This window comes from Candidatus Flexifilum breve, from assembly GCF_016713355.1.
The window spans coordinates 1-25,540 of record NZ_JADJPI010000026.1 but is presented as its reverse complement, the minus strand read 5'-3'; the positions used below and the strand labels follow the sequence as shown (position 1 = coordinate 25,540).

25 protein-coding genes and 4 pseudogenes are annotated in these 25,540 nt (G+C 60.9%); 10 read left to right on the top strand and 19 right to left on the bottom strand.

The genetic code is table 11. The features are described 5' to 3' along the window. The 5 genes and pseudogenes from IPK17_RS21220 to IPK17_RS21195 all read left to right on the top strand — a co-directional run. Nucleotides 1-266: pseudogene (locus tag IPK17_RS21220) on the top strand (hypothetical protein); the annotation flags it as partial. A gap of 251 nt (nucleotides 267-517) precedes the next feature. Next, complete coding sequence (locus tag IPK17_RS21215; RefSeq protein WP_343419698.1) at nucleotides 518-814, top strand: ATP phosphoribosyltransferase regulatory subunit; 297 nt, start codon at nucleotides 518-520, stop codon at nucleotides 812-814. Between the two features lie 5 nt (nucleotides 815-819). After that, nucleotides 820-1,338, top strand: a pseudogene (locus IPK17_RS40670) (ATP phosphoribosyltransferase regulatory subunit); the annotation flags it as partial. Nucleotides 1,339-1,461: 123 nt separating this feature from the next. Next, nucleotides 1,462-1,737: a His/Gly/Thr/Pro-type tRNA ligase C-terminal domain-containing protein gene (locus tag IPK17_RS40665; RefSeq protein ID WP_350341647.1), complete on the top strand. Its 276-nt coding sequence runs from the start codon at nucleotides 1,462-1,464 to the stop codon at nucleotides 1,735-1,737. A gap of 214 nt (nucleotides 1,738-1,951) precedes the next feature. Then, nucleotides 1,952-3,787 (top strand): annotated as a pseudogene (locus IPK17_RS21195) (SPFH domain-containing protein). Between the two features lie 76 nt (nucleotides 3,788-3,863). Here the strand turns inward: IPK17_RS21195 and IPK17_RS21190 are convergent. The 5 genes and pseudogenes from IPK17_RS21190 to IPK17_RS21170 form a co-directional block, all read right to left on the bottom strand. Continuing rightward, nucleotides 3,864-4,226, bottom strand: coding sequence for a hypothetical protein (locus IPK17_RS21190; RefSeq protein ID WP_343419694.1), 363 nt, complete (start codon nucleotides 4,224-4,226; stop codon nucleotides 3,864-3,866). A 142-nt stretch (nucleotides 4,227-4,368) separates the two neighbouring features. Beyond that, nucleotides 4,369-5,151 (bottom strand): carbonic anhydrase, encoded by a 783-nt coding sequence (locus tag IPK17_RS21185; RefSeq protein ID WP_343419693.1) that lies wholly within the window; start codon nucleotides 5,149-5,151, stop codon nucleotides 4,369-4,371. 80 nt (nucleotides 5,152-5,231) lie between these two features. After that, nucleotides 5,232-5,570 carry a lipoyl(octanoyl) transferase LipB gene (gene lipB / locus IPK17_RS21180; RefSeq protein WP_502748962.1) on the bottom strand — a complete coding sequence of 113 codons (339 nt, stop codon included), beginning with the start codon at nucleotides 5,568-5,570 and terminating at the stop codon, nucleotides 5,232-5,234. Between the two features lie 97 nt (nucleotides 5,571-5,667). Continuing rightward, nucleotides 5,668-5,889, bottom strand: a pseudogene (locus IPK17_RS41105) (lipoyl protein ligase domain-containing protein); the annotation flags it as partial. Between the two features lie 165 nt (nucleotides 5,890-6,054). Continuing rightward, entirely contained in the window at nucleotides 6,055-6,780 is a 726-nt protein-coding gene (locus tag IPK17_RS21170) for a dienelactone hydrolase family protein (RefSeq protein ID WP_343419492.1), read from the bottom strand. Between the two features lie 143 nt (nucleotides 6,781-6,923). On the opposite strand from IPK17_RS21170, the gene IPK17_RS21165 reads away from it, so the two are divergent. After that, nucleotides 6,924-8,126 carry an MFS transporter gene (locus IPK17_RS21165; RefSeq protein WP_343419691.1) on the top strand — a complete coding sequence of 401 codons (1,203 nt, stop codon included), beginning with the start codon at nucleotides 6,924-6,926 and terminating at the stop codon, nucleotides 8,124-8,126. Between the two features lie 319 nt (nucleotides 8,127-8,445). Here IPK17_RS21165 and IPK17_RS21160 read toward each other — a convergent pair whose 3' ends face one another. Then, nucleotides 8,446-9,366, bottom strand: coding sequence for a hypothetical protein (locus IPK17_RS21160; RefSeq protein ID WP_343419490.1), 921 nt, complete (start codon nucleotides 9,364-9,366; stop codon nucleotides 8,446-8,448). Nucleotides 9,367-9,503: 137 nt separating this feature from the next. On the opposite strand from IPK17_RS21160, the gene IPK17_RS21155 reads away from it, so the two are divergent. The 3 genes from IPK17_RS21155 (at nucleotide 9,504) to IPK17_RS21145 (ending at nucleotide 11,903) form a co-directional block, all read left to right on the top strand. Further along, on the top strand, nucleotides 9,504-10,274 hold the full coding sequence (locus tag IPK17_RS21155; protein WP_343419690.1) for a type III pantothenate kinase: 771 nt from the start codon (nucleotides 9,504-9,506) through the stop codon (nucleotides 10,272-10,274). Nucleotides 10,275-10,605: 331 nt separating this feature from the next. Further along, nucleotides 10,606-10,821 (top strand): hypothetical protein, encoded by a 216-nt coding sequence (locus tag IPK17_RS21150; protein ID WP_343419689.1) that lies wholly within the window; start codon nucleotides 10,606-10,608, stop codon nucleotides 10,819-10,821. Nucleotides 10,822-10,874: 53 nt separating this feature from the next. Then, nucleotides 10,875-11,903 carry a sensor histidine kinase gene (locus IPK17_RS21145; RefSeq protein WP_343419688.1) on the top strand — a complete coding sequence of 343 codons (1,029 nt, stop codon included), beginning with the start codon at nucleotides 10,875-10,877 and terminating at the stop codon, nucleotides 11,901-11,903. Between the two features lie 76 nt (nucleotides 11,904-11,979). Here IPK17_RS21145 and IPK17_RS21140 read toward each other — a convergent pair whose 3' ends face one another. After that, nucleotides 11,980-12,732 carry a hypothetical protein gene (locus IPK17_RS21140; RefSeq protein WP_343419687.1) on the bottom strand — a complete coding sequence of 251 codons (753 nt, stop codon included), beginning with the start codon at nucleotides 12,730-12,732 and terminating at the stop codon, nucleotides 11,980-11,982. 549 nt (nucleotides 12,733-13,281) lie between these two features. On the opposite strand from IPK17_RS21140, the gene IPK17_RS21135 reads away from it, so the two are divergent. Then, on the top strand, nucleotides 13,282-14,886 hold the full coding sequence (locus tag IPK17_RS21135) for a hypothetical protein (RefSeq protein WP_343419686.1): 1,605 nt from the start codon (nucleotides 13,282-13,284) through the stop codon (nucleotides 14,884-14,886). Between the two features lie 638 nt (nucleotides 14,887-15,524). Here IPK17_RS21135 and ureG read toward each other — a convergent pair. From ureG to urtB, 12 genes are all read right to left on the bottom strand, one after another. Next, nucleotides 15,525-16,262 carry an urease accessory protein UreG gene (gene ureG / locus IPK17_RS21130; RefSeq protein WP_343419685.1) on the bottom strand — a complete coding sequence of 246 codons (738 nt, stop codon included), beginning with the start codon at nucleotides 16,260-16,262 and terminating at the stop codon, nucleotides 15,525-15,527. A gap of 15 nt (nucleotides 16,263-16,277) precedes the next feature. Continuing rightward, complete coding sequence (locus tag IPK17_RS21125) at nucleotides 16,278-16,970, bottom strand: urease accessory protein UreF (RefSeq protein WP_343419684.1); 693 nt, start codon at nucleotides 16,968-16,970, stop codon at nucleotides 16,278-16,280. Nucleotides 16,971-16,975: 5 nt separating this feature from the next. Continuing rightward, nucleotides 16,976-18,481 carry an urease subunit alpha gene (ureC, locus tag IPK17_RS21120; RefSeq protein WP_343419683.1) on the bottom strand — a complete coding sequence of 502 codons (1,506 nt, stop codon included), beginning with the start codon at nucleotides 18,479-18,481 and terminating at the stop codon, nucleotides 16,976-16,978. Nucleotides 18,482-18,483: 2 nt separating this feature from the next. Next, nucleotides 18,484-18,801 (bottom strand): urease subunit beta, encoded by a 318-nt coding sequence (locus tag IPK17_RS21115; RefSeq protein ID WP_343419682.1) that lies wholly within the window; start codon nucleotides 18,799-18,801, stop codon nucleotides 18,484-18,486. 6 nt (nucleotides 18,802-18,807) lie between these two features. Then, nucleotides 18,808-19,110, bottom strand: coding sequence for an urease subunit gamma (locus IPK17_RS21110; protein WP_343419477.1), 303 nt, complete (start codon nucleotides 19,108-19,110; stop codon nucleotides 18,808-18,810). Nucleotides 19,111-19,463: 353 nt separating this feature from the next. Then, a complete protein-coding gene (locus IPK17_RS21105; protein WP_343419681.1) occupies nucleotides 19,464-20,309 on the bottom strand; it encodes an urease accessory protein UreD in 846 nt (281 codons plus the stop codon). Nucleotides 20,310-20,312: 3 nt separating this feature from the next. After that, nucleotides 20,313-21,020, bottom strand: coding sequence for an urea ABC transporter ATP-binding subunit UrtE (gene urtE, locus IPK17_RS21100; RefSeq protein ID WP_343419680.1), 708 nt, complete (start codon nucleotides 21,018-21,020; stop codon nucleotides 20,313-20,315). Between the two features lie 9 nt (nucleotides 21,021-21,029). Further along, nucleotides 21,030-21,779 (bottom strand): urea ABC transporter ATP-binding protein UrtD, encoded by a 750-nt coding sequence (gene urtD, locus IPK17_RS21095; RefSeq protein ID WP_343419679.1) that lies wholly within the window; start codon nucleotides 21,777-21,779, stop codon nucleotides 21,030-21,032. 132 nt (nucleotides 21,780-21,911) lie between these two features. After that, nucleotides 21,912-22,553 (bottom strand): transposase, encoded by a 642-nt coding sequence (locus IPK17_RS21090; protein ID WP_343419678.1) that lies wholly within the window; start codon nucleotides 22,551-22,553, stop codon nucleotides 21,912-21,914. 21 nt (nucleotides 22,554-22,574) lie between these two features. Beyond that, on the bottom strand, nucleotides 22,575-23,006 hold the full coding sequence (locus tag IPK17_RS21085; protein WP_343419677.1) for a hypothetical protein: 432 nt from the start codon (nucleotides 23,004-23,006) through the stop codon (nucleotides 22,575-22,577). A gap of 254 nt (nucleotides 23,007-23,260) precedes the next feature. Further along, nucleotides 23,261-24,346, bottom strand: a complete 1,086-nt coding sequence (urtC, locus tag IPK17_RS21080; protein WP_343419676.1) for an urea ABC transporter permease subunit UrtC — start codon at nucleotides 24,344-24,346, stop codon at nucleotides 23,261-23,263. Between the two features lie 13 nt (nucleotides 24,347-24,359). Further along, entirely contained in the window at nucleotides 24,360-25,286 is a 927-nt protein-coding gene (gene urtB / locus IPK17_RS21075; RefSeq protein WP_343419675.1) for an urea ABC transporter permease subunit UrtB, read from the bottom strand. Nucleotides 25,287-25,540: the final 254 nt, after the last annotated feature.

Genomic DNA, 25,540 nt, shown 5'->3' with positions numbered 1-25,540 from the left:
CCACCCGATCTCGCGGTCGAAGTGCTTTCTCCCCGGCAAACACCGGGAGCGAGATGAGCTTGCAGGTCGTCAACTATATGAACGACGGGGCGACTGTATGGGTCGTCGATTACGAAAGCAAGACCGTCGACGTGTTTGTACCCGGTCAAAAAGCTGTGCGCCTCACTGAAAAAGATACGCTGGATGGCGGCACCGTGCTGCCCGGCTTTACACTGCCTGTCAAAGACATTTTCCCGGCGCATGAGGAGCATCATCCCCAAGCGTAACCCGCGCATAGACCTGCCTAATGTTGTGTCGTAAGGACGAGGCTGGCCTCGTCCTTTTTTGTGTCTGCTCAAGTCTATTTGTCGACTGCCCATTCGCTATAATGAATGGGCGAACACACCACTATCGGAGGTCTGAAGTTGTGGCTAAACCGAAGATCGAGCCGCGCCTGCCCAAAGGGGATGCGCGATTTCCTCCCGCAAGAGATGATCAAACGGGAATACGTCTTTAACATCGTGCGCAAGTCTTTCACCTGTACGGCTTCGAGCCGCTGCAAACCCCCGTGCTCGAACTGCACGAAACCCTGATGGGCAAATACGGCGAGGACGCCGAAAAACTGATCTTCAACGCGCAGCACCCGGCGGCAAAGAAGAGCTTGCGCCTGCGCTATGACCTGACCGTGCCGCTCGCCCGCGTGGTCGCCCAGTACCAGAATGAGATCCCGATCCCGTTCAAGCGCTATCAGCTCTCGCCCGTGTGGCGCGCCGAACGCCCGCAGCGCGGCGCTACCGCGAGTTCTACCAGTGTGACGCGGATATTGTCGGCGTGACGGGCATGGGCGCGGATGCCGAAATCCTCAGCCTGATCACCACCGCGCTCACCCGCCTCGGCTTCCAGCAGTTCAGCGTCAAGGTGAACAACCGCAAGCTGCTGACCGCGATTGGCGAATACGCGGGCGCGGGAAGGCGACCAGCTCGCCGAGCTCTACCGCAGCATCGACAAGTTCGATAAAGTCGGCGCGGACGGCGTGCGCGAAGAACTGGTCAAGCGCGGCGTGCAGGCAGATGTCGTCACGCGCATCATGGAACTGGTCACGGCGCGGCACCCGGCCTCGAACAGCTCAATTTCCTCGAAGAGGTGATGGGCAGCCTGCCTGCCGCGCAAGCCGCTATCCGCGAACTGCGTGAACTCGCCGACCACCTGAATGCCGCTAACGTCCCGGCGAACTTCTATGAGTTTGATCTGACGATGGTGCGCGGCCTCGGCTACTATACCGGTCCGATCTTCGAGACGGTCATCACCGAGCCGAACCTCGGCAGCGTGACGGGCGGCGGCCGCTACGACGATCTCGTCGGCCTGTTCCGCGGCGAGTCGCTCCCGACGACTGGAACGTCGCTCGGCATCGAGCGTATCATCGATTTGCTGGACATCCTCAAGCTGTACCCGCCGCACATTGGCGGCACAGTCGTGCAGGTGATGGTGACGGTGTTCGGCGATGACACCCGTGCCGCCTCGACCGCTTTCGCCGCCGACCTGCGTACCGCGGGTGTGCGCACCGAGCTGTACATGCTCGATAAGCAAATCGGCAAGCAGATGACCTATGCCGACAAGAAGCGTATCCCACTGGTCGCCGTGCTCGGCTCGCAGGAGATCGCCGACGGCACGGTCAAGCTCAAGCGCCTTGCCGACGGGGAGGAAGTCACGGTCAACCGCGCCGAAGCCCCGGCCAAAATTAGCGAACTCCTCAGCTAATCCCGCTTTAGCACTCCCGTGTCGGGACACTCGTTTCTGGGTTCCGACACGGTGCGACTGTCCCACGTCAAGGATCTGTCAACATCCGAGCGCCCAAACCCACCCGTTCGCCGTGACCGGGTGTATGATGGCGCATGTCTGCAGGATTTCACGGATGCAGCTCCGTAAAGGACAGCTCCTCTCATGGAAGATTTGATTATCCCCATCCTCGTCATTGCGGCGATCGGTGTTACTGTTCGTTCTGCCCAGTGTCACCCTCGGCTTAGTGGTGATCGGCGAGCGACAGGTCGGCGTCGTGATCAAGCGGTTCTCCCGCGACGGGAAGAAACTTCCTCCCGGTCAATTGGTCGCCCTGAGCGGCGAACCCGGTTATCAGGCCGATACGCTCGCACCGGGTGGCACTTCGGCTATTGGTCGTGGATGTACAGCATTCAGCGCGTCCCGGTCACCGTCATTCAGCAAGGCGAAATCGGCTTGGTCGTGGCCGCCGATGGCTCGTCTGTGCCACCAGAACGCATCCTCGGCAAAACCGTTGACTGTGACAATTTTCAGGACGCACGCAAGTTCCTGACCAACGGCGGCGAAAAAGGGCGGCAGTTGGCGATCCTGACGGCGGGTGTTTACCGCATCAACACGGCGCTGTTCACCGTGATCATGCGCTCAAACGCCGAAATGCACGATATGGATTCTGAGAGCCTACTGGTCTACAGCATCCAACCGGACATGGTCGGTATTGTGACGACGCTCGACGGCGCGCCGATCTCCGAGGGTGAGATCGCTGGCTTGTATCTGCCGGGGCACGACAATTTCCAGAATGCGCAGGCGTTCATCAACGCGGGTGGTCAGCGTGGTCTGCAGGAACAAGTGCTGCTCTCCGGTTCGTGGAATCTCAATCCGTGGTTTGTGCGCGTCGAACAGGTGCCCATGACCGAAATTCCGATCGGCCATGTCGGCGTGGTGATCTCGTACATCGGCAAGGCGCACATCGACATTTCAGGCACCGAGTTCAAGCATGGCGATCCGTCAATGTGGGGCACAAGGGCGTCTGGGCGACCCGCTCTATCCCGGCAAGCACCCGCTCAACATTCGCGTGATGAAGACGGAACTCGTGCCGACGACAAACATCGTTCTCAACTGGGCGGCGCGTGTTGAACAGCATGCGTATGACGCGCGGCTGTCCTCGATCAACGTGCGTTCGCGTGATGGTTTCGCCTTCGATCTCGAAGTCTCGCAGATCATTCACGTCGGCGCGCTGGATGCGCCCAAGGTGATTTCGCGGGTCGGGGCGATGCAGAATCTGGTCGATCACGTCTTGCAGCCGATTGTCGGCAACTACTTCCGCAACTCGGCGCAGGCCTACACCGTGCTCGATTTCCTGACCGCCCGCAGCGAGCGGCAGATCGAAGCCGCGCAGCACATTCAGAAGGCGCTGCGCACCTATGATGTCGAAGCGATTGATACGCTGATCGGTGAAATTCGTCCGCCAGATGCGCTCATGCACACCCTGACGGAACGCAAGATCGCGGAAGAACAGCAGAAGACCTACCAGATGCAGGAAGAAGCGCAAAAGCAGCGTCAGCAGTTGGTGCGCCAAACCGAACTGGCCGACATTCAGCAGCAGGTGGTCAAGGCCGAGCAAGGCGTGAGCATTGCCGAACTGCAGGCGCAGTCCAAGATCAAAGAGGCCAGCGGTCAAGCTGAATCGACCCGCTTGAACGCCATCGGTGAAGCCGAAGGTATCCGCGCCATCGGTGAAGCGCAGGCGTCGGCGTACCGCGCTGGTGCCGAAGCGATGGGCGCGCAGGGCTACACCGCCGTCCAGCTTATGCAGATCGTCGGCGAACGCGGCGTGCAGATCATCCCCGAGATTCTGGTCAACGGGGGCGGCGCGCAGGGTGGCGGCGGCAGCTTAGTCGAAGCGCTGCTCGGCATCATCCTCGCCAACCAGACGCAGGCCAAAGCGCCCAACGGCATGACACCGCCCGCGCCCATTACCATAACCAATGGCAACGGCAGCGGCGATCAGCCGCCCACGCTGCCGGAGGCGTAAAAACGCTAGGACTGAGGACTGAGAACTAAAGGACTGAGTAGAGTTTACTCAGTCCTCAGTCCTCGAACCTCAGTCCTTAATACGTATCTTCCGCGTCTTCTAGTCCCTCGTCATCCCAATCTTCTGCCCCGTCGAAATCGTCATCCTCAGAATCAAAGTCATCCTCGTCGTCCTCTTCATCGGCGAGGTAGCCGTCCGCGTCGAACGGGTCTTCGAGCGTTTCCAGTTCGGCCTCGTCCAGCACGTGCATCCCTTCGTCGTCCAATTCGTCTTCGAAGTCATCGTCGAAGACCTCCGGACGCGGGTTATGCCCGGTCACCGTCTCCGACACGCTGATATCGCCTTCCGCGATCTGCTCCTCTTCGGAAATATCGAGCCATTCCTTGCGCTGTTCGCGCGCCTGTCGCCGCTCGTAGTCGAAATCTTCGGGAAACACCATAACGGGTCGCTCCTGTGATTACAAATTGAATTACATTTCACCTTACCTGCATCACATGAGGCGCACATGAAAAACGGCGACCCATTCGGATCGCCGTTTTTGGCTGCTTGCTAGCGGAATACGCTTTGGCCTGTTGCCCCGATCAGTTCCCCGGCACGCTGTCGACCAGCAGGTCGCGCTCGTTGATTAACTGCACGGGACGCGCGTTCAGCTCGAAAAGCGCATGGAACGCTTCGATCTGCGCCGCCGACAGTTCGACCGGTGTGGTCATGACGATCCAGCGCACGCCTTCGTAGCAGGGCGGCGTGGTCAGCGAACCGCGATACGTGTAGAACAGTTGCTCGGCGGGCAGCATCGCGCTGGCGTCGATTGTGACTCCCGCGATGGTGCTCGGATCGCCCGCCTCGCTGGGCAGTGCTGCAAATACCGGCGCGAACGCCTCATTGTCGGCTTCCCCCTCGACCAGCATCACGCCGATCACCGCCAGGTCCCCATCGGCGCTGCGATGGACAAAATGCACTTCCATGGGGAAGGCTGCGCCGTCGATCGTGTGCTCGCTCGGCGTGTGGAAGTGGAACTGCGCCAGTTCATAGGTCACACCGTTGACGACCAGTGTACTGCCCGCGTCGTAATTGACCTGCACCGTATGACCGTTGTTGAAGATCGTCAGCGCCGACGGCTGATAATTCGTCTGCACCCCAACCAAATCGAAAGCTTCCGCGTCCGTCAAATCGATGGGCGATTGTTCCAACCCCAACGCGCACATCTCGTACGCAGCATCGAGTTCGCCCCAGTGGTCCGGCCCTTCCTCGCCTTCGTAGGTCCAGTGCGGCGGTTCGCTCTCCTGTGCGGCAAGAGCGGTGGTGATCGCCAAACTGGCGAGCAGCAGTACAAATACCAGCATGAGGCGGCGGGTAAACAGCATGTTTCAATCCTCTGTGATGTAAGCAAATGCGTGTTTACACATTAATTCCAGAGGACTAAAAAATAAGCTTGAGACTTGAGCTAGAGCCGATTTTCAAACACCGCGCCGAACTGCCCGCTGATCCGCGCGATCACTTCTTCCATCGCGACCTCGTGTCCCACCTGCGCCGCGAGGCTGGTCACACCCTTGTCGCGGATGCCGCACGGGATGATGCCGTCAAAGTAGCGCAGATCCGTGTTGACGTTGAGCGCGAACCCGTGCTTGGTCACGCCGCGCACGTTGATGCGCACGCCAATCGCCGCGATCTTCTGTTCGCCCTGCGGCGTATTGACCCACACGCCCGTCAGCCCGGGGATCGGGTACGCGATCACGTCGTACTCTGCCAGCGTGTTGATGATCACGCGCTCCAGATCGCGCACATAGCGCACCACATCCCGCGCGCAGACCGTCCGTGCCGCGCCCCAGCTTGAGGATCGGATAGCCGACGAGCTGGCCGAAGCCGTGATACGTGATGTCGCCGCCGCGATCCACGTGGTAGACGCTCACGCCGCGCCGTTCGCGCTCGTCGGCGGACATCAGCAGATGTTCTGCTTTAGCCGACGTGCCGAGCGTGTACGTGTGCGGATGTTCCAGCAGCAGCAGGTGATCATCGCCGCCTGCGCCAACCTCGTCCGCGAGGCGATTTTGCAGCGCGAGCGCCTCCTCGTAGGCGACTACACCTAAACTTTGAATGATCATGGGGACTACCTGTAAATTCACAACCGACGTGGAGACAGCCAAGAAGAAATTCAGAGTCTGGTTTTTGTCTAACCTCAACCCTAAATCCCCTCTCCCAAGGGCGAGGGGGCTTAACACGCGCCGCTCCCCTCTCCTCTAGGAGAGGGGTTGGGGGTAAGCTTAGTACTACACCTCGCCCGCCGATTTCACATGCCGTTCGAGGAATGCGCTGATCTTCGCCCACGCCTGCGCGCTCGGGCTGCTGCCGCCGTTATCATCCATGTTGAAGAAGCCGTGCCCCGCACCCTCCAACGTGACCAGCTCGTGCGGGCGCTCCGATTGCAGCAGTTCGCGCCGCATCTGCGCGATCACGCCCGCGCCGACATAGGGATCGGTGGCGCCAAAGATCGCCAGTATCGGCGCGTAAGCCGCGTGGAACTTGCCGAGATACTTCTGCGGGAAGCCGTACAGCGCCACCGCGGCTTCGAGGTCATCGCGCGTGAGCGCCGCCTCAAACGCCAGCGTGCCGCCCATACCCAAGCCGACCGCCGCGACTTTCCCGTTGACGCGCACGTGCGTCTCCAGCGCGCGCAGCGAGGTATCGACAAATTGATAGTTGTGCTTCGCGGTCTCTTCGACCAGTTGAATCGCTTCCTGCGGCGTGGTGGCGACGCGGCCGTTGTAGAGATCAGGGATGATGACGTAGTAGCCCATCTGCGCAAACAGATGCGCGACGCGCCGTTCAACAGTCGTAATCCCCCACCAGTCGTGGATAATGGCGACAGCGGGGAACTTGCCGCTGCTGTCCGGGTGCGACCAATAAGCGGGCAACTGCCGCCCATCTTCCAGCGCGACCGAAATACGTCCGCTGTTGATCGGGTGTTCGAGGCTGCGCGGCTGATACACGGGCATGGCGGCGTCCTTCTCTAATCAGCCCATTATACCAACATTGAACCATTTCAGCCGACGGACGAATAGCTCCATACAGGTTCAAGCATCTATCGTGGGGGGCAGAGGATGATCGCGACGCTGCGCCAGCGCAACTTTTTCTTGCTGTGGTTTGCCGGGTTGATCTCGTACACAGGCAACTGGATGCTGGGCGTCACCCGCCCGATCATCGTCTACCAGATGACGGATCGACCATCGCGACGGGCGGCATTGTCCTCGCCAGCATGCTGCCGAGCATCCTGCTCAGCTCGTTCGCGGGCGTATTCGTTGACCGCTGGGAACGCAAGCGTACGATGGTGATCGTCAATGTGCTGCTCGGGTTGTCACTCATCCCGCTGACGTTCGTGCGCTCCGCCGATCAGCTCTGGCTGTTCTACGTCGTCACCTTCGTGCAGGCGACGTTGGTGCAATTCTTCGCGCCTGCCGAAAACGCCATGCTCCCGCTGCTGGTCGATGAGCAGCATCTCGTCTCGGCCAATGCGCTGAATTCGCTCAACAACAATCTCGCCCGCTTGATCGGCCCGGCAATTGGCGGCATTCTGCTCAGCGCAGCGGGGTTAAGCGCGGTTGTGCTGGTCGACTCAGCGACCTACTGGATCGCCGCGGCACTCATCCTGCTGATTAGTGTCACGTCCCGCCCCACCCCGACCACCGACCCCGTCCCCGGCGGCGTCACCCGACTCGCCCGTGACTGGCGGGCGGGTCTGCGCGTCATCCAGACCGATCCGCTGCTCAAGCTCCTATTCGTGTGCGCGGCAATTATGGCGCTCGGCGAAGGCGCGGTCGGCGTGCTGTTTGTCCCGTTCGTCACCGATGTACTGCGCGGTGAAGCGACGTTCCTCGGCTGGCTGATGTCCGCGCAGGCGGTCGGCGGCTTGATTGGCGGCGTGGTCATCAGTTGGGTGGGGCCGCGCACCACGCCGCTGCGCCTGTTCATTTTCGGCAGTCTGATCTTCGGCACCATCGACCTGATGATTTTCAACTTCACCGCCGCCGCGCCGGGGCTAGCGCTCCTGCTGTTCGTGATTGTGGGCATTCCCACCGTGGGGATCGGCACTGGTTACGATACGCTTGTCCAACTGCGCACCGCCGACGCGTACCGGGGACGCGTATTCGGCGCGATCCAAACCGTGATGGCGCTGTTCGCCATTGTCGGCACGGGGATCGCGAGTGTACTGGGCGAAGTGATCGGCGCGTGGCCGACGATCAACCTGCAGGGATCAAATTATGTGGTGGTCGGGCTGCTGATGCTGTTTGCGCTGCGCGTCGGGTGGGTCGCCGCCCGTCCCGTGTCCGCCGCCGCGGATTAGCCCGGATACCAAGGAACAATCGCCTATAGAGGCTAGCGGATGCGATTTAGAGGGTGTCTAAAAAGCTTACTTAAAGCCTTTACACTCGCCAACGGACGCAATGAATTGCATCCCTACGAAAACCCATTTGGCTTGGCGGGTGATGTTGGCTCCCCCCCCCCGGGGGGGGGGGGGGGGGGGGGGGGGGGGGGGAAAACCCCCCCCAACCCCCCCCCCCCCCCCCCCCCCCCCCCCCCCCCCCCCCCCCCCCCCCCCCCCCTCTCCTCTTTTCGGAGAGGGGCTGGGGGGTGAGGTTGGCGCTCTCTGACTCACGCCGATCCTACTCGCGCACGACGGCGCACGTCTCCTGCGCGAAAGCATCAACTTCCGCGTCCGCGCCGAGGACTTTGGCCGCGTCGTCGGTCATCGCCAGCTTGAGCGTGCGGTAGCCTTCGCGGTGCGACCAGTCGCGGATCGCCATGATCGTCTGCGCGGTGACAGGTTTCGCCGCCCACAAATACACGGCGGCGCTGCGCGGATCGTACATATCCTGCTCGACCACCACATACGAATCCTGCCCGGCGGCGGCCAGTTTCTGGCGGTGCAGCTTGCGCCCGCGGGGGAGCGCCTCCCACAGGCGCGGCATATGCGTCTCCCATTGATGGCGCGCGCTTGTCAGCCGCCCAACCGGCATCATCCACCCGGTGATCTGCGCCGGGTTCGCATCGCTGTGTTCGACCGAGCGGTAAAATACCTGCCCCTGCCGCGCTCCGACCGTATAGCGCCGCAGGTGGCTCAATGACGTACACGTATACCCTTCCGGCAGCGTGAAGTCTTGTCCCACGCGGTTGATCGTGAGCTTGCTCGCCTTGAGCGCTTTCGCCCGCGCCAGCAGCGCATCCAGCAAATCGACCGCGTCATAGGCGGTATTCGTCAGCAGGTGTTCGAGGTGCAGCGAACTCCCGTAGGGTTCGGCCTCTACGCCGTGATACGCCTCGGCATACCCGGTCACATAGCCGTCATCATCGGTGGCCACCAGCGGAATCCCCGCGCCGGACAGCAGATGATTCAGGAAAATCGCGCCGGTCTCAATGCTCATCCACGCCCCGCCGTGCAGCCAGCGCTCGACCAGCGTCAGTGCCTCGTACGGCATATCTTCGACGCGTCCCTGCGCGTTCAACCGCTGCCACACCCCGATGCGCCCGCGAAACAACGCGCTGATCGCCCCGGTATCATCTAAGCTCGCCAAACGGATCGCCATGCATCCTCGCTCGAAAGTGCTAACTCACCTCGATCATAGTCCCGCATCGCCTCCGGATCAAATGCCGCGTTATAATGCCGCCTCAATCCGGAGAGATATCCTCTCCTTTGACGGTTCTTTCAATGGATGGATCGGTTATGCTGCTCGCTGTCGATATCGGCAACACCAATATTCACCTCGGTTTACATCATCATGGCCAATGGCTCGTCTCGTGGCGCATGCGCACCGTCGCGCAGAAGATGCCCGACGAATATGCCGTCCTGCTGCGCAATTTCCTCGCCGGGGAAGACCTGACCTACCGCGCCATCACCGGCGTGGCGATTGGCAGCGTCGTCCCGCGCCTCACGCTGACCTTCACCGAACTCGTGCAGAACTATCTGAAGATGGACCCGCTCGTCATCACCCACAAAACCAAAACGGGCGTCAAAGTCGAAATCGATCAGCCGGAACAAGCGGGGGCGGATCGCATCATCAACGCGGCGGCGGTCGTCGCGCTCTACGGCCCGCCCGCCATCGTGTGCGACTTCGGCACGGCGACCACGTTCGATGTCGTCTCGTCCAGCGGAGCTTATCGCGGCGGGGCGATTGCGCCGGGCATCAACGTGTCGATGGACGCGCTCGTCAGTATGACCGCCCGCCTGCACAAAGTCGATCTGGTCGCGCCGCCTTCGGTGATCGGCACGAACACCATCCATGCGATGCAGTCCGGCCTGTTCATGGGCTACGTCAGTATGATCGAAGGTATGGTCAAGCGCATCAAAGCGGCCATGAACGAGGAGAACGTCAAGGTGATCGGCACGGGGGGCCTCGCGCCGCACTTCAAAGAGCAGACCGACGCGCTCGACTTCATCGCGCCGGAACTCACGCTCGAAGGGTTACGCATCATCTACGAACTGAATCAGAGCTAGCACTAACCGCGTTCGTCCCCGTCAGGGCGCATTTGACTGTGCCCTGATACCGCTTGGCTCATCCGCTTGGTAGGCCATGCGCAACCATGTTCATGCCCCTGTTATTCGGGTATACTAGACCATCTTTACGTTCTTTAGATGGTCACCGCTTGGTTGATCAAAACTATATAAAACGTTGTGATCACCGCCGCCTTACGTCCATCTCCGTATACTTCGTTTATAATGAAACTCAGAAATCGTCCAAACACTCAGCCCCCATATTCTGCCGTTACGACACGACGCCGGGGAGAATTTTATTAAACACTCACTGAAGCGCCTGCGCTTGAGCATTATGAGGCTCTGGCATCGGCTCGTCGAACCAACGGCGGCGATCACCGACACACAGCATCATCGAGAAGCGCGCGTCATCGCGGGTCTCTCTTTGGCGTTGATCTTTGTCGCCATTGGGGGGATTTTGGTCACCGTGTCACGCTACACTGACACGCAAAAGTGGCCGTCCTTCCCGCGTGCGTGGGCACTGCGCTATTCGTCTATCCTTACCATTTGAGCCGTCGTGGAAAGGTTCAGGGTGCTATCAATGCTTTAGCGGTGATCGCGAGCGTGCTCATCTCGAGCGCGATCTACGCGGTGGGAGGTTCGACTGGGCGCGATATCACCTACTATTACATCATGGTGACGCTCTTCATCTCGGCGTTCTCACGACGCTTCTACACGTTCCTATGGGTAGCAGCGGTCGTAGTGATCATTGCCGTCTTTCAACTGTTCAATCCGGCTCTGGAGTGGAGCGACACAATTCGCGGCCCGCTCGCCTTCAACGTCTTCGGCGCGGCGATCATCCTCACCGTGACCTCGTTCTGGAACACCCGCGAACGCGAAAAGCGCACGCAGCTCGAAATCAGCGAACGCAAACGCACCGAACTGCTCGTCCAGCAGGAACAGCAGCGGGTGTTGAGCAAATTCGTCGCCGCGGTCACTCACGATTTTCGCAACCGCCTCTCGACGGTCGAGGTGAATCAGCATCTGCTGCGCCGCAAGCTGGAACGCGGCGACAAACTGGACACGGTCGCCGAACACATCGATAAAACGCACACCGCCGTCCAGCAAATGACCTACCAGATGGAAAACATGGGGCTGGTCATCGGGCTGGAGAACACCACCCAGACCAAGGTCGATCTGCAGCTCACCGTCGATGGGATTGCCCGCCGCATGCAGCGGGTGGCGCAGGAGCGGCACGTCACGCTGACGATTGTCCCGCAGGCTGAGCGCGTGTACGCTAACTGCAACCACGCCCACATCGAAGTAGCGCTGCAGCAGTTGATCCAGAACGCTGTCGCCTACACACCACCCGGCGGGGGCGTCACCGTCACTTTTGCCCACACGGATGAGACGATCACTGTGACCGTCCGGGACGACGGCATCGGCATCGCCGCAGAGCATCTGCCGCACATTTTTGAGCCGTTCTACAAAATTGATGATGCGCGCACGACCTCGCAGGCGGGGTTGGGGCTCGGCTTGACGCTCGTCAAGCTCATCGCCGAAGCGTATCACGGCGCCATCACTGTCGAGAGCGAACCGGGCGTCGGCTCGACCTTCCGGTTCAGCTTGCCCACGCAGCCGCCGCTCCTCTGACAAACAGAGAGGCGACCATGATGGTCGCCTCGTGAGTTGAACCCCTGCAAATTGTCGAGTTGAAACGCCGTCTGGCTTACTCCGGACGGGTGCCGGCATCCGGCAGCGGACGCCCGCGCCACACATCGTCGAAGTTCGGGCCGAGTGACTCCGCAGTCACCCACACAAGCGGCGCACCGCAGGTGATGAACACCTGATAGAAGCCGTCGCGCGCGTCGACAATCCACCACGTCTGATCGGGGCGCAGCACGACCGCCGGGATCGTCTCCGCATTCAGGTTCGCTTCGTAGTACGTGAGCGGTGAGCCGAGCACCGTCCCCTGCACATCGCCTTCGTGCGGGTAGTCGCACGTCTTCTGCTGGCAGGCTAGGACGACGCTGTTCGGCACGGGCATGGCATCGCCTTCGCCGCCGATGCTCAACCACCAGTAGATGAAGCCAAAGCTGTCGCCCGGATCGATCCCGACGAGGATGCTCACATCTTCGTCTTCGAAGAACTGGGTCAGCGCGAAGGACACGCTGAACGGCGTCCCCGGCTCACCCGTCACGGCCCGTTCCGTAATGAAAGTGTAACCATCATACAACTTGATGTAGATCGTGAACGGCGCGTTGAGCGGTTTAGCAAAATCCAACGAGAATGCCTTACCGGGAACCGGAAATTCTTCTTTCGGCGGGTCCGGGATGGTCGATTCGAAGATCAGCGAGCAATCGGCGATATACGCGGCTGATTCGCATTCTTCGCACTGAGCCTGAGCAGCAATCGCTCCCAATACCATGAGCGCCAGCAGGGCAAGCAGGATAACGGTGAAACGAGGATATCTGTGGAGCATCTACAATTCCCTTTGAATGATAACGATGCAGTCAGTAACCGCTTGCTCAGAGGGAGACACGAATGACAGTGACGTAATGTGAGCGAAAGCGTATGTCTCACTATAGATAGATCCCAAGCCATGCGCTAGCAGCCCTATGTCAAGGTGCTTAGACAATTTTGGGTCGATTGACCCGTAAATAAGATCCACATGACCCGTTAAGTTACCCTTTATAACCTGTACTTACTGTTTCTCACCCGTCAAAACCCGTGAGCGGTGTGCCTGTCATAAGTGCCGAGCCTCGCGGTAGACGGGGCATCTGTACGCTTCTGCCTAATCGAATTCATAAGAAATTCACAAATCAGGTGAGGGATTCGGCGGGCGGTGCTGGTGCCACCAAGTAAATGGAAGGGCCGCTCGTCGGTCGTAACGCCACCGCCGATATAAAGACACTGTGACAATTTTCGACTGCTCTCGCGTCCGCGCGCCGCGGAAACGCTGTTACACTGAGAGCTTCACTATATCGGCGGAAACGCCTCCACCTGACTTCACTCACCAAAAGGACAATCTATGTTCCATCGATTGCGCGTCATCGGTTGCACACTGCTGGCGCTGCTGCTGCTCTGTCAGCCGCTCCTCGCTCAAGATCGAGAAACACGCCGCCCGGCGGTCAAGTTCGCGCTGCCCGAGGGACGCGGCACAAACTTTGTGTACTATCTGCCGGATAACCCCGGCGACTATCCCCGCATCATCGACATCCTGGAAACAACGCTGCCCATCTATAACACGCTGCGCGGAGGGATTCCGTGGGTTCAGCAGATCATCGTCGTGTTTACGGGATCGGCCTCCCCCACGGGGGATGTCGCTCTCGGGCGCACGCTGCCGCCCAGCGCCGGTTATGTCACCCGCCTTGAACCCACCATCCTGTTTGACCCGACCATCTGTCATCTCAGCATCTACAGCGGTTGGGAGAACGCGCCCGACCTCGAATCGGCCATCGCGCGCGAATTATTTCACTGCGTTCAGGCCGAACTCGCGTCGGATCTCCCGCTGACGACCTATCTGGATCCCGCACAGGGATGGTGGGTCAACGGTTCAGCGGAATGGGCGGCGGCGCAAGTCTTCCCCGGCCAATATCCCAGCGCGCGCCAGATCAATTTTGATCAACGGCAAGATATCACGACGACCAACTATGAGGCGCTCTATTTCTGGGAGTTTGCCGCGACGGCCGCCGGGATGGGCAGCATCGACTATGTGCGCAACGAGCTCCGCGTCATTGCGGCCCGCCGCTCGGATGACAGTTTGTTCCTCGGCCTCCCGATTGAACCAACCGAACTCTTCCACAACTGGCTGTTGGCGCTGCATCAGCGCAGCTTGCCCATTCCTCCCGTGGTAGATTTGACCAGTGCTGATACGCTGGCCGCCCAATCGGGCAGTGCGGATATCAGCCTGCCGCGGTTCTCCGGGGACTTCGTCAATCTGGTGGGCTTTGAGGTGCAGCCGGGCAACATCGCCTTCGTGCAAGCGAATGGCAGCGCCACGCGCAATTACGCGGTGAGCATTGAAACCAGCAGCGGACTGCAGCGCCTTACCGCCGACACGCCGCTGGAATTTTGCCCGTCAGCGACCGGGGATATGGTGATCATCAGCCGGGGACGCGCCGCCGCCGGGGAACGGAACGGTTTCACACTCACCTGGGGGCAGCGCCCGAGCGCGACCCCGTGTTCCGAGGCGCAGCCGACTGCCGAACCCACCGCCGCCAGCACCTGTTATCTCGGCGACTGGCAGATCACGGGTGTGCCCGCCGCCATCAGCGGTGCAGTGGATACGACGGGCTATGTGTTGTCGCTGGCGGACGATGGCACCTTCACCGGGGTCTATGCGCTGGCCACCGAGTCGATGACCGCCACGTTCGCTATGACCGGAACCTACCGTATGGTCGCCAGCGCGACGGATGCGACTCGCTTCACCGCGCAGGATTTCCATGCTGTGTACGGCGACGGCAGCGCCATCATGACGGATGGCGGCGCAGCGCAGGACATCACTGAGGCGACGCGGGATGTGCTCAACAACGTGGGGAATTTCCCTGTCCCCTTTGCCGTCCTCTGTGAGGGGGATCGCATGGTCTGGACGGTGAGTGGCAATACGTTCACGTTAGCCCGGCTTACGCCGTAAAGCCTGGAATAGCGTGAACACGGGTTCATGGTCGGTTCTCAGGCGTTTGCGGATGCGATCCAGAGGTGTCTAAAGCACCTTCTCGAGAATCATCGTGTAGGGGCAGACCTCTGTGTCTGCCCGAATGAGGCGCACACACAGGTGCGCCCCTACACCCGTTCGTGGATTTGTTTCGAGAACCTACTTTAAGCCAATGACCGTTTGTCAGCCAAAGGACAAGGTAGGCCGATAAGTGCGTCGAATGCCGTGAAAACGGGTTGCCTGTCGGTCTTGGGAGTTTGCGGACGCGATCAATCGCGTCCCTACACAACCACGCTTTTCTCGTAGGGACGCAATTCATTGCGTCCGCTGTCCCCAGAAAGACATTATTCTACGTAGCGATTGGCCTACCTTGTCCTGTTTTGTCGTATTTCGGACACTGGCTTAGAAAGCACACAGTCAGCTTGATTAGAGAGGTTTTTGTCGGGACAAGGCATACCTTGTCCTCTGTATCCTTCTCTAGAAATTGGGACGAGGTATGCCTCGTCCCTATGAAAAACAGCCTCTTGATGTAGGGACGCAATCATGCCACTCAACGAATGATCGCGGAGATTGGCTGTAGGAGCTGGTCGCCCCTGAACGGGAGGGGCACGGCCGACTTAGGCGTGGTGATGCGTATGGGCATGCCCGTGATCATGGTGGTCATGATCGACTGCATGCGTGTGCTCCTGATACGCCTCACCGCGATGCGCTAACCGGTGCTCAATCCACGCGATCACTTCCGGCAGCCCCGTACCGCTCTTCAAATCGGTGAAGCGGTACGGACGTTCCCCGCGCTGGCGTTCCGTATCGCGCTGCATGACTTCGAGACTCGCACCGACATATGGCGCGAGATCGGTCTTGTTGATGATCAGTAAATCGGAACGCAGAATGCCGGGGCCACCCTTGCGCGGGATCTTCTCGCCGCCCGCCACGTCGATCACATAGAATTCGACCTCGACCAGTTCCGGGCTGAAGCTCGCCGCGAGGTTATCGCCGCCGCTTTCGAGGAAGATGATGTCCAACGCTCCGCCGAAGCGCTCCATCATCAGGTCAAGCGCATCCTGATTGGCGGAAATGTCATCGCGGATGGCAGTGTGCGGGCAGCCCCCCGTCTCCACGCCGTAGATTCGCTCCGGTTCGAGCGCGCTCAACCGCGTGAGGATCGCGGCATCCTCTTTGGTATAGATGTCATTGGTGATGACCGCGATGGGGTGCGTCGCCGACATGGCCTTGCACAGCTTTTCGATGAGCGTCGTCTTGCCCGACCCGACCGGGCCGCCTACGCCAATGATCAGCGGGCGGATGTCTTTCACGGTGCGGACGAAGGACTGCTCGTTATACTCGACTTTGCACATCTCGTTTGACCTCGTTTAACTGATGAATAACCGTTGGAAAAGTCCCTCGTGCTGCATGGCGCGGATGTCCAGCCCCAGCGCGAACCCGCCGAAATCGTCTAATGTACGTCCGAGTGCCGCCTCGACGACCTCGGCAATCGCCGATCCGCACGCGCCGAGCACCGCTTGCGCCTGTGTCTGCCCAATGGATATCAACTTGAGCGACGCCGCCGTTTGATTCGCCGCCAACCCATAACCGAACGCCAGCAGCGCCGACCGCGCGTCCAGACCAAGCGCGGCGCACGCCAATCCATGCGCTACCGCGTGATGACCACTGCCTTCGCCCCGTTCAATCCGCGCGCGGTACTCGCTCAGGCGGGCGTCGGGCTGCACATTGAGCACGCTCGCCAGCATGCGCCGCCCGATCTTCTCGCTGGCCTCGCGCGTCTCTTTGGCGGGCTTCGAGGCCGCGCATAGGCTGTCCAAATAGGCGAGCTGCACGAAATCGGCCTCCCTATACGCGGCCATAGCGCTGTGTACAACAATCAGATCGGTGTGCGCGGCATTCTCCAGCTTCACAGCGATCAGCGCGGCAAGATCCCGCGCGGTGCGCACGACATCAGCCTGCGCGTAGGTCTCCAGCCCGCCGGAATGCGCGAACGCCCCCGTCGGAAAAGCGGAGTCCATCCACTGGAGCAGCATGAGCAGTTGGGGCGCCGCAAACTGCATGGTGACTACCTTTCAGAAACCAACTTGCATTTTGACCCCACCCCCATCGCGCGGCCATAACCGCCGAACATGGGGCGACCATGCACGGGCTGCGGCGTGGGGATCGAGGCGTTCGGGTCGCCCATCTGCGCGTAGGCGATGAACCCGCCCTTGAGGATCAGCTCCGGCTTGACGCCGAAGAACGCCGGACGCCACAGCACGAGATCGGCCAGCTTGCCGACTTCGACGGAACCGACATACGCCGCCAGCCCATGCGAAATCGCCGGGTTGATGGTGTACCTGGCGACATAGCGTTTGACGCGAAAATTGTCGTGCTTATCGGTGTCGAGCGGGAGCTTGCCGCGCTGCGCTTTCATCTTGTGCGCGGTCTGCCACGTGCGCATGATGACTTCGCCCACACGCCCCATCGCCTGCGAATCCGAGGACATCATGCTGAGCGCGCCCATATCGTGCAGAATGTCTTCCGCCGCGATGGTTTCCGGACGGATGCGCGACGCGGCAAACGCCAAATCTTCGGGAATTGACGGACTGAGGTGGTGGCACACCATGAGCATGTCGAGATGCTCGTCAATCGTGTTGACGGTGAACGGGCGCGTCGGGTTGGTCGAGGATGGCAGCACGTTGAGCTCACCGCACACCTTGATGATGTCCGGCGCATGCCCGCCGCCCGCGCCTTCGGTGTGGAAGGTGTGGATCGTGCGCCCCTTGAACGCGGCAATCGAGTCGTCGACGTAACCCGACTCGTTGAGCGTGTCCGTATGGATCGCTACCTGCACGTCATATTCCTCTGCGACGGACAGACAGTTGTCGATGGCGGCGGGCGTCGTGCCCCAATCCTCGTGCAGCTTGAGGCCAATCGCGCCCGCTTCGATCTGTTCGCGCAGCGGGTCGGGCAGCGATGCGTTGCCCTTGCCCATGAAGCCGAGGTTCATCGGGAACGAGTCCGCGGCTTCGAGCATGCGGTAGAGATTCCACGCGCCGGGGGTACAGGTGGTCGCATTCGTCCCGGTCGCCGGGCCGGTGCCACCGCCGAGCATCGTCGTGATGCCAGACGACAGCGCCTCTTCGATTTGCTGCGGGGCGATGAAATGGATGTGCGAATCGATGCCGCCCGCCGTGAGGATCATCCCCTCCCCGGCGATCACTTCGGTCGCCGCGCCGACGATCATGCCGGGCGTCACCCCATCCATCACGCCGGGGTTGCCCGCCTTGCCGATAGCGGCGATCTTACCATCGCGGATGCCCACATCGGCTTTGACAATACCCCAATGATCGATGATCAGCGCATTGGTGATGACAAGATCGAGTGCGCCGCCCGCCCGCGTGACATCAGCCGACTGGCCCATACCGTCGCGCAGCGTTTTGCCGCCGCCGAACTTGGCCTCGTCTCCGTAGCGTGTGTAATCCGCCTCAACTTCGATGATCAGGTCGGTATCGGCGAGGCGCACACGGTCGCCCGTCGTCGGGCCGTAGAGATCAGCGTAAACGTGTCGTGGAATGCGCAGCGGCATAATTAGCTCTCCTTGTCCAGTGGACCGTTCACGCGGTTGTTCAAGCCGTAGATCGTGCGCGTGCCGCCGATGGTCGTCAGTTCGACCGTTTTGGTATCGCCGGGTTCAAAGCGGACGGTCAGGCCAGAGGCGATGTTCAGGCGCAGGCCATAGGCTGCGTCGCGGTCAAAAGTCAGCGCGGAATTGACTTCGTAGAAATGAAAATGCGACCCTACTTGAATCGGTCGGTCGCCCGTGTTCGCCACCAGCAGCGTGATCACCGGGCGATCCGCGTTGGCGAGAATGTCGTCGTCTGCCAGAAAGTATTCACCGGGAATCATAGCGCCTCACGGGATCGGTTCATGAATCGTGACGAGTTTCGTGCCATCGGGGAACGTGCCTTCCACCTGAATTTCCGGGATCATCTCCGGCACGCCTTCCATCACATCCTCGCGCTTAAGGATGGTCTTGCCGTACTGCATCAAGTCCGCAACCGTGCGCCCGTCGCGAATGCCTTCCAAAACTTCTGCCGTGATCAATGCCACCGCCTCCGGGTGATTCAGCTTCAGTCCCCGCGCGCGGCGATCCCGCGCCACCATCGCGGCCACGTAGATCATCAGCTTGTCTTTTTCTCTCGGTGATAAGTTCATAGCCTGCCTTTCTGTCAGTGAGAATATTTACCCGCAGGAACCTCTGCCCGCAGCCAGTGCCGTGTAGGGACGCGCAACGGCGCGTCCGTTTCGCTTCCAATTCGACGGACGCCCCGTTGGGCGTCCCTACAATCTCCCCCGATTGTTGAATTTGTCACTTCCTCCCCGAATTCAGGATGGGGAGACAGCATCATCCGCCAAACCGAATTGATCTTCGTAGGGACGCGCTTCTGCGCGTCCGCTGGTGCTAGCCTCACCCCTAAGTCCCCTCGCCCTAGGGCGAGGGGACTTACAGACTCGCTTGTCTCCCCTCTCCTCTTTTCGGAGAGGGGTCGGGGGTGAGGGGAATCCCACTATTTCCGCAGCGGTGCGGTCGAGTGCAGACACAGGTCGCGCACGCGCAGGCGCAGCGCCGAAAACGCCTCGTAGATCGTCTCCAACCGCTGACTGAGCACGCGCACGCTGAGGCCGTTCCGCGCCAGCAGTGACGCCCCGCCGATCCCATCACGCGTCGGCAATTGACTCAGCGCCGCCGCCGTATCCGTGACCAGCGCCGCCGCGTCGAGTCCCCACGCCGCGAGATCCCCGACGAGGGTCGCGCTCCCCCAACACGGGTAGCCTTCCAGCCGACCGGGCGCGTCCAGATCGAACTGCGCGGGCTGAATATCAGCGGCGTCGTACACCAGCAGCCCGCGCGCATCGCTCACCCGCGTGCGGTTGGCGAAGCGCCGAAACTGCAAGCGTTCACCGCGTGCCAGTCGCCCCGGCATGACGATGTCGTAGAGCAGCGCCAACGCCCCCGCTTCGAGCTTGACCTCGGTGCGCTGATGGTAATCCGCATCGGCAAAGAGGATCGCCGCATCTGGCACATACTCGAAGAATGCGCCGCGCCGCACAGTGATCGTCGTCACCTGCTGGGCGCACTCCTCCGGCATGCGATAGATCTTCGTCGCCGACTGCGTGGTGAACAGCGCGCGCGCCTCTACTCCAATGTCCAGATCGATCCGGTAGCGGTCGCCCTGCACTACGCCCCCGGTCGGACTCAGCAGATAGACGCACAAAATCCCCGCCGCGTCTGGTATCGCGCGCATCACCTGTAAGGGTGGGCGCGAATACTGCTCGGCGAGGATCGTTCGTTCGCCCCGACGGGCGAAGCTCAGGCGCAGTTCGCCTTCACGACCAATACTGTGCAGCGACATCGGCTAGACCGACAGATGTTCGCGGATGATATCCGGTGACAGTTCGTTCGCCTTCCCGTGCGAGACGATCACGCCCTTCTGCATCACGTAACACGTATCCGCAATGCCGAGCGCGAAATCGAGAAACTGCTCGATCAGCAAAATGGCGATCTGCCCCTGATCGCGCAGCGAGCGGATCAGGTTTTCGATCTCCTCCACGATGTTCGGCTGAATGCCTTCCGTCGGTTCGTCGAGCAGGAGCAAGCGCGGCTTGCGTACCAGCACCCGCCCGATGGCCAACTGCTGCTGCTGCCCACCGCTCAACGTCCCCGCGACGCGCCCGCCCATCTGCTTGAGCACGGGGAAGATCGTGTAGATTTCCTCCAGCGCCTCCGGCGATCCATTGCGCGCCTTGCCGCTCAAGGCTTCAAAGCCCATCAGCAAATTTTCGTACACGGTCAGATGCGGGAAGATGCCGCGCCCCTGCGGCACGTAGCCGAGGCCCGCGGCGGCGCGTTTGTGCGGCGGCAGTTGCGTGATCTCCTGCCCCTCATAGCGGATCGTGCCCTGCTTGGCCTTCAGAATGCCCATGATCGCCTTGAGCATGGTCGTTTTGCCCACGCCGTTGCGCCCCATCAGGCACACGACTTCGCCGGGCGCAACTTCCAGATCCACATTGTCGATGATGCGGCTTTGCCCGTAATACACGTGCAGCCCGTTGACAGCCAGCATAAATCCCCCTTAGGCCGCGTGCCGGTGTCCGAGATACACCTCGACCACGCGCTCATTCGCCTGCACTTCGTCGACCAGCCCTTCGCACAGCAGCTTACCCATATGCAGCACAGTGACCGTGGTCGCGAACTGGCGAACGAACACCATGTCATGTTCCACCACGAGAATCGAGCGACCTTCCGCGATGCGGTGCAGCAGTTCCCCTGTGTGATCGCGTTCGCGCCGCGTCATCCCGGCGACTGGCTCGTCGAGCAGCAGCAGCTTGGGCGACTGCACCAGCAGCATGCCGATCTCCCGCCACTGCTTCTGCCCATGCGAGAGTATACCCGCCGCGACGTTGCGCTGCGTCATCAGGTTGGTGTTGACGAGCGTCTCTTCGATCACGTCGTGCTGATCCGGCGTCAGCTTACGGCTCAGGCCGATAACGGGCGTCTTGAAGCCGAGCGCCGCTTCGAGATTTTCATACACGGTCAGGCTATTGAACACGCTCGGCGTCTGGAACTTGCGCCCAATGCCATGCTTGACCAACTGGTGTTCGGTGACGCGGGTGACATCCAGCTTCTGATCAAAGATCACCTTGCCGTGATCGGGGCGGGTTTTGCCCGTCATGATGTCCAGCAGCGTCGATTTGCCCGCGCCGTTCGGGCCGATCAGGAAGCGCAGTTCGCCATAGCGGATGTTGAAGCTCAGGCTGTCCAGCACTTTGAAGCCGTCAAAGCTCACCGTCACGTTCTGCATGTCCATGATGTAGTCGGTCATTGCGTGCTCCTCCTCTTAAGCGTGCCTAAGGTAAATGACTAAAACTTGTCTGTTTAGCTATCCCCTTCAGCCTCACCCCGTTGCGCTTCGCTTAACCGCCCCTCTCCCATGGGCTGAGGAGAGGACATGTTGTCAAGTGAGCCGTGTGTCTGGGATAAACGTAAAGCCTAGACACACGGTGTGCCGTTGAACGACTTGCGCGAAGTAACGTAGGCCTTCCCGAAAGAGACTCCACAAGCGCCGGAAAGCACCGTTGGGGCGACGGACCAGGGGTTGGGCGCAACCTGCCGCGACCGCTTGACTGCCGAGCGCGACCATCCAAGTGTAGGCAATGGCCAAGAGGATGAGCAGGTTCGCGACGTGGTGGGGAGAACGTAGGCGACTGTCGCCCCAATGCCAACCGCCACTTTTCAGGTCACGAAAACTTTGCTCCTGCCAATTGCGCCGCGCATACTCGTATCCGGTGAGCCGTTCATCATTAGTCACCAGCGCCCACGGTTCGTCGTAACCAACGCCCCACAATGCCCGAGCGTGCGCCTCAATCCGTCCCCGCTGCTTGAAGACCCGACCCGCCTGCCTCCACACCTCGCCCGGTTGGACTTGGCGAGCGATGCGATAGTCGGCATCTTCAGTCACGATTTTAGTCTGACAGGTTACGCGGAACAGATAGCGCCAGCCTAAGGCTTCTGACCACCCGGCATAAGGCGGGCGAACAGCCAATCCCCGGTCGGCTAAGACGAGGACCGACGCCAGATCGCCGATGCCTGCTTTCACCGCTTGCGGGTAAGGCGCGAATCATCCCAACTTGTCCTCGGCCGGATACGCTGCTTCGCTGTTGGCTCGGTAGGTGCGCCACGCTAACGGCAAACAGCGTCCTTGCCACGCCACTCCCACCAGCATGACCCCAATCCGGTCGTGGAGCTTCGTTTCATCCACGAGCAACGTGATCTCTGCGCCCCCGACACAACTCACCACCCAGCGACTCCAGGCCTCGAAAAACGCCCCCAAGTCCACCGCCTCGTTGTCCAACCAGCGCCGAAACCGCCGCGCGGTGCTTTCCACTTGCTCTCCACAGCTGGTGGCTTGGGCAATTGCCCCTTGCTGGCAGCTTTTTGCCTGTATCACCCCGTAGCTAAACAGCGCCACATTCGCTCGTTGCCAACTATTGAAACCCGGTAAATGGGCTGACAACAGTCTCTCCCATTGGTACAGTAATGGATAGTTCATCGCTCATACTCGGTTTGCTTGGTCGCTACCAGTGTGAACGATGAACTCCCTGCTTTTCAACCCCTTTCCCAAACATGTCCTCTCCTCAGCACGCAAGCGGGGAGAGGGGCAAAGAACCGTCAGGGTCGCCGGGGTGAGGCTTCGTTCGACCCCACCCCCGACCCCTCCCCGAATTCAGGGAGGGGAGCCAACAGCACTCGCCGTTGCTCCCCTCTCCCCGCTTGCGTGGGAGAGGGGTTGGGGGTGGGGTCGCGTTACACCACCGTCGGCGTCTCGACCGCTTCCAGCGCGACGGGCGCATCCCCCGGCTTCGACCGCAGCCGCGCGATCCCGTCGCTGATGGAGCCGACCAGCCCCTTCGGAAACAGCAGCACCACGCCGACGAACAGCGCGCCCATGATCAACTGCCAGATATCCGGGCGCGCCGTGCTGATCGCGCTTTTGCCCGTGTTGACCAGCAGCGCCCCGAGAATCGCGCCAATCAGCGAGCCGCGCCCGCCGACCGCCACCCAGATCACGATCTCGATGGAGGCGGTGATGTCCAACTGCTTGGGCGAAATGATGCCGACCTGCGGCACAAACAGCACGCCCGCGATCCCGGCGATCCCCGCCGAGAGCATGAACACCAGCGTCTTGATCAGCACCGGGTTGTAGCCCATGAAGCGCACGCGGTTTTCGTCATCGCGGATGGCGACCAGCAGCCGACCGAAGCGCGACTTGATCAGCAGCCGCGCGCCGAGGTACACGACCGCCAGTACGATCACCGAGGCGATATACAGCGCGACTTTCGTGTCCGGCGTGGCGAGCGGCGCGCCAAACATGGTGCGCATTTCGGTGATGCCGTTCGTCCCGTTGATCAAGCGCTGCTGCCCGATGAGCAGGAGCGCGACGATGGCCGTCAGCGCCTGCGTGATGATCGAGAAGTACACGCCCTGAATGCGGCTGCGGAAGATCACGTAACCGAGCAGCCCGGCGATGATCATCAGGAAGACCGCCGCGAGCAGAATCGCGACGACGGGCGAATAAAACGGCTGCCACAACGCCGGGAGCGTGGTCACGCCGTACAAGCCCATGAATTCCGGCATGCGCGTGCCCGCCGCTTCGAGATTCAGGTACATGGCGAAGCAGTACGCGCCCAACCCGAAGAACAAACCCTGACCGAGGCTCAACATGCCCGTGTAGCCCCAGATCAGATCCAGCCCCACGGCGACAATCGCATAGGTCAAAAAGCGCCCCAGCAGATTGATCTGAAACGGCGAGATCGCGGCGGGCAGCACGAAGATCATGATGAGCGCGACGACGATCACGCCGAGGGTGTGCAGATTGAGATGCTTCAACATCGTTTCTCCCTCATCACGTACGTGAGCGCAGTGCCAGCAGCCCGTTCGGACGGAACTGCAGGAAGGCGATGATGACGACGAAGACCAGCACCTTGCCGAGTGACGCCGCCGAGTCGAAGCCCGCCGACGAGATGTACATCTCGAAGATCGGGTTGAGCGTCCCGATCACGATGGCGGCGAGGATCGTCCCCGGCAGGCTGCCGACACCGCCGAGCACCACGACCATGAACGCATCCACGATGTAGCCTGTACCCAACTGCGGCCCGATCTGTCCGATGAGCGTGAGCGCCGACCCGGCGACGCCCGCCAGCCCCGTGCCCAGCGCGAACGTGTACGCATCGACGCGCCGCGTCGCTACGCCGAGCGAGGCCGCGATCTCGCGGTTCTGCATGACCGCGCGCGTGCGCCGCCCGTTCGAGGTGCGATACAAATAGAAGTACACGCCGATCACGCAGATCACCGCCAGCAAAATGATGAACAGGCGCGCGTACGGAAAACCAATCCCCTGCGCGACCACCAGCCGACCATCCAGCCACGCGGGCGAGGTGACCGGCACGTTGCGCGGGTCATAGCTGCGCGCGACCTGCTGCAAAATCAGCCCGATCCCCCATGTCGCTAAGAGCGTGTCGAGCGGTCGCCCGTATAAACGCCGAATCACGGTGACTTCGAGCAGTAAGCCCAACGCCGCCGTGATCAAAAACGCCGCCCCAATCGAAATGACAAACACCAGCCCTTCACGCTGGCCGTCGACGCCGCGCAGCGGCACGGCGAGAAACTGCTGGAAGAAGTAGGTCACATACGCGCCGACCATGATGAATTCGCCGTGCGCCATGTTGATGACCTTCATCAACCCGAACGAGAACGCCAACCCGAGCGCGGTCAGCAGCAGGATCGAGCCGATGCTCAATCCGGTAAACAACTGCGAAATCAGGATATTCATCTGCATCCCTGTAGAAATCAAATGTGCTTCTGCCCACAATGAGGCAGAAGCACGCTGCATAGTCGCCAGAACCTGCTGGGTTAGCTGGACGAGTCGCTTCCGGCACCACCCAGTCAGCGGAGATGCCTTCCGGACGGCTGAGCACGGTCGCCCACTCGTAGCCGCACAGGTACGGATCGGGGACGACGGGTTCGGTCTCGAACACGGTGTCGATCAGACCGTCTTCGCGGATGATGCCGATGCGCACGGGCTTG

Coding starts and splice junctions, on each gene's coding strand:
- IPK17_RS21125 (WP_343419684.1), bottom strand. CDS start 16,970: ATGCAGTTTGCGGCGCCCCAACTGCTCATGCTGCTCCAGTGGATGGAC.
- IPK17_RS40665 (WP_350341647.1), top strand. CDS start 1,462: ATGGTGACGGTGTTCGGCGATGACACCCGTGCCGCCTCGACCGCTTTC.
- urtE (WP_343419680.1), bottom strand. CDS start 21,020: ATGCTGGCTGTCAACGGGCTGCACGTGTATTACGGGCAAAGCCGCATC.
- ureC (WP_343419683.1), bottom strand. CDS start 18,481: ATGCCGCTGCGCATTCCACGACACGTTTACGCTGATCTCTACGGCCCG.
- IPK17_RS21170 (WP_343419492.1), bottom strand. CDS start 6,780: ATGCCCGTGTATCAGCCGCGCAGCCTCGAACACCCGATCAACAGCGGA.
- urtC (WP_343419676.1), bottom strand. CDS start 24,346: ATGTTGAAGCATCTCAATCTGCACACCCTCGGCGTGATCGTCGTCGCG.
- IPK17_RS21150 (WP_343419689.1), top strand. CDS start 10,606: ATGAGGCTCTGGCATCGGCTCGTCGAACCAACGGCGGCGATCACCGAC.
- IPK17_RS21110 (WP_343419477.1), bottom strand. CDS start 19,110: ATGAACTTATCACCGAGAGAAAAAGACAAGCTGATGATCTACGTGGCC.
- IPK17_RS21085 (WP_343419677.1), bottom strand. CDS start 23,006: ATGAACTATCCATTACTGTACCAATGGGAGAGACTGTTGTCAGCCCAT.
- urtB (WP_343419675.1), bottom strand. CDS start 25,286: ATGAATATCCTGATTTCGCAGTTGTTTACCGGATTGAGCATCGGCTCG.
- IPK17_RS21140 (WP_343419687.1), bottom strand. CDS start 12,732: ATGCTCCACAGATATCCTCGTTTCACCGTTATCCTGCTTGCCCTGCTG.
- IPK17_RS21160 (WP_343419490.1), bottom strand. CDS start 9,366: ATGGCGATCCGTTTGGCGAGCTTAGATGATACCGGGGCGATCAGCGCG.
- IPK17_RS21135 (WP_343419686.1), top strand. CDS start 13,282: ATGTTCCATCGATTGCGCGTCATCGGTTGCACACTGCTGGCGCTGCTG.
- IPK17_RS21155 (WP_343419690.1), top strand. CDS start 9,504: ATGCTGCTCGCTGTCGATATCGGCAACACCAATATTCACCTCGGTTTA.
- urtD (WP_343419679.1), bottom strand. CDS start 21,779: ATGACCGACTACATCATGGACATGCAGAACGTGACGGTGAGCTTTGAC.
- IPK17_RS21185 (WP_343419693.1), bottom strand. CDS start 5,151: ATGCTGTTTACCCGCCGCCTCATGCTGGTATTTGTACTGCTGCTCGCC.
- ureG (WP_343419685.1), bottom strand. CDS start 16,262: ATGTGCAAAGTCGAGTATAACGAGCAGTCCTTCGTCCGCACCGTGAAA.
- IPK17_RS21190 (WP_343419694.1), bottom strand. CDS start 4,226: ATGGTGTTTCCCGAAGATTTCGACTACGAGCGGCGACAGGCGCGCGAA.
- IPK17_RS21105 (WP_343419681.1), bottom strand. CDS start 20,309: ATGTCGCTGCACAGTATTGGTCGTGAAGGCGAACTGCGCCTGAGCTTC.
- IPK17_RS21115 (WP_343419682.1), bottom strand. CDS start 18,801: ATGATTCCCGGTGAATACTTTCTGGCAGACGACGACATTCTCGCCAAC.